The sequence below is a fragment of the Embleya sp. NPDC001921 genome, from assembly GCF_053594475.1.
The window spans coordinates 1-2895 of sequence record NZ_JBSFEO010000142.1 but is presented as its reverse complement, the minus strand read 5'-3'; the positions used below and the strand labels follow the sequence as shown (position 1 = coordinate 2895).

Sequence of the window (2895 nt, the reverse complement as noted above, 5' to 3'; positions counted from 1 at the left end):
CTGGACGCGGTCCCGGTGACCCGGGCGGACCTGGTCGACCGGCAGAACGTGGACGGCAAGCTCGGATACGCGGGCACGTACTCCGTGAACGCGGCCGCGCCCGGCCCGGACAAGGAGACCCCGCCCCCGAGCGGTGGGAACAAGCCGCAGGGCGGCGGCACCCCGCCGCCGTCGCAGGGCCCGGGCGGCGGGGGCAATCAGCCCCAGGGCTCGGGTTCGGCTTCGGGTTCGGGCTTGGGCTCGGGCTCGGGTTCGGGTTCGGGCGGAGGTTCCGGTCGGGGTGGTACGCCGCCCGATACCGGGAGCAACGCGGGGTCGGGGACCATCACCTGGCTTCCGGGCGTCGGCGACACGTTGGCGCGCGGCGATCGGGTGTACGGGCGGGACGGGACGAAGGTGCCGCTGTTCTACGGCGAGACGCCGTTCTGGCGGGCGCTGTACGTCGGGGTGGACAAGGGTGCGGACGTCCGCGAGTTGGAGCAGAATCTGCAGGCCCTGGGCTACGGCGGGTTCACCGTGGACGAGAAGTTCACCGACGCGACCGCCGGCGCGCTGAGGAAGTGGCAGAAGGACATGGGCCACAGGCAGACCGGCCGCTTCGATCCCGGCGACGCGGTCGTACTGCCCGACGCGGTCCGGGTCGGCGAGATCACCGCGGTCCTCGGCGCGAGTTCGCAGGGGCCTTTGTTCAAGGCGAGCGGCACCGGCCGCCGGGTCACCGTGAACCTGCCGGTCAACAAGCAGACGCTGGCGAGCAAGGACGCCAAGGTCCAGGTCACCCTCCCCGGCGGCAGGACCGCCACCGGCACCGTCACCCGGGTCGGCACCGTGGCCAGGGAAGGCGAGCAGACCCCGGGGTCCCCGCCGGGTGGGGACAAGGCCACCATCCCGGTCGACATCGCGCTCGACCGGCCCAAGGACGCGGGCACCCTGGACGGCGCGCCGGTCACCGTCGGGTTCACCGGCAAGGAGAGGAAGGGCGTGCTCACCGTCCCGGTCAACGCGCTGCTCGCGCTCGCCGAGGGCGGCTACGCCATCGAGGCCCTCGAAGGGGACGGCGGCACCCGGCTGTTGAAGGTCGAACTCGGGATGTTCGCCAACGGCCGGGTCGAGGTGACCGGCAACGGCGTGACCGAGGGCCTGAAGGTCGGGGTGCCCAAGGCATGAGGAGACATCGCACAACGGCGCGCGGGAGCGCCGAACCGGGGGCGCCCGATCCCGGCGGCCGGGTACCGGTGATCGAACTGGAGCACGTCGGCCGGTCCCACCCCGGCGGCGTCCGTGCGCTGATCGACGCGAACCTGACCGTCCAGGCGGGCGAACTGCTCGCGGTGGTCGGGCCTTCCGGCTCGGGCAAGTCGACCATGCTCCAGTTGATGGGCACCCTGGATCGGCCGACCCAGGGGGTGGTGCGGCTGCTCGGACACGACGTCGCGCGGCTGAGGGACCGTCAACTCTGCGGCGTGCGCGCCAACTGGATCGGCTTCGTGTTCCAACAGTTCTTCCTCACCGAGCACTTCACCGCAATCGACAACGTGGCCAACGGCCTCTACTACCACGGCATCCCGGTCCGCGAACGGCGCGAACGCGCCGCCGACGCACTGGCCCGGGTCGGCCTGGGCAGCCGACTCCACCACGTCCCCCGCGAGCTGTCCGGCGGCGAACGCCAACGCGTCGCGATCGCCCGCGCACTGGTCGCCCGACCCGCGCTGGTCCTGGCCGACGAGCCGACCGGCGCGCTCGACTCCCGCTCCGGGACCACGGTGATGCGGTTGCTGCACGAACTGCACGCGGACGGCACCACGATCGTCGTCATCACGCACGACCCCGGGATCGCCCGATCGTTGCCGCGCCGGGTCGAGATCCTGGACGGCCGCATCCACGCCGACAGCGGCGTGCCGACCGAACCGCCGGTGGGGGTGCCCGGATGACGAGAACGGATCACGACACCGCCCCCCGGCCGGCGCCGGCGCCGGTGCCGCTGCCGGGCACCGCCCGGCTGGGACCGGCCGACGTGGTGCGGGTCGGTCTGCTCGGAGTGCGCGGCCGGCCCATGCGCGCGGTCCTGTCCGGCCTGGGCATCGCGATCGGGATCGCCGCGATGGTCGCGGTCCTGGGCATCGGCACCGCCAGCCAGGCCCAACTGACGGACCGGATCCGCAGCCTGGGCACCAACATGCTCTCGGTCGGACCCGGCGACTCCATGTTCGGCGGAAAAGTGCCACTGCCCGAGGACGCGGTCGACATGGTCCGCCGCATCGGCCCCGTCACCTCCGCCAGCGCCACCGCACAACTCGACGGCCGCAGCGTCCGACGCACCGACCGCATCGACCCCCGCGAGACCAAGGGGATCACCGTCGCGGCGACCCGCGAGGACCTGCTCGGCACGATCGGCGCACGGGTCGACAAGGGGCAGTGGTTCAACGCCGCCACCTCCCGCTACCCCACCGTCGTCCTCGGCGCGCGGGCCGCCGAACTCCTCGGCGTCGACGGGCCGAACCGGCAGGTGTGGATCGGCGACCGGTGGTTCACCGTCATCGGCATCCTCGACCCGGTACCGCTGGCACCCGAGGTCGACCGAACGGCCCTGGTCGGCTGGCAGGCCGCCCGGGACCTGCTCGACTTCGACGGCCACCCGACCCGAATCTACGAACGCTCCGCGGAAGACGCGGTCGACGACGTACGCAACGTACTCGCCGCCACGGCCAACCCGGCCGACCCCGCCGGCGTCAAGGTCAGCCGACCCTCCGACGCACTGGAGGCACAACTCGCCGCCAAGAACACCTTCACCGCACTGTTCGTCGGCCTGGGCGCGGTCGCCCTCCTGGTCGGCGGGGTCGGAGTGGCCAACACCATGGTCATCTCCGTCCTCGAACGCCGCCAGGAAATCGGACT

3 protein-coding genes are annotated in these 2895 nt (G+C 72.5%); all 3 read left to right on the top strand.

All coding sequences use genetic code 11. The annotated features are described in order from the left end of the window. On the top strand, nucleotides 1–1167 hold a 1167-nt coding region (locus tag ACWCPW_RS51805), incomplete at its 5' end, for a peptidoglycan-binding protein (RefSeq protein WP_449768653.1). Then, nucleotides 1164–1931: an ABC transporter ATP-binding protein gene (locus ACWCPW_RS51800; protein WP_449768652.1), complete on the top strand. Its 768-nt coding sequence runs from the start codon at nucleotides 1164–1166 to the stop codon at nucleotides 1929–1931. The genes ACWCPW_RS51805 and ACWCPW_RS51800, both read left to right, overlap by 4 nt. Beyond that, nucleotides 1928–2895 (top strand): ABC transporter permease (locus ACWCPW_RS51795; protein ID WP_449768651.1); only part of this gene is annotated, 968 nt, incomplete at its 3' end. The genes ACWCPW_RS51800 and ACWCPW_RS51795, both read left to right, overlap by 4 nt.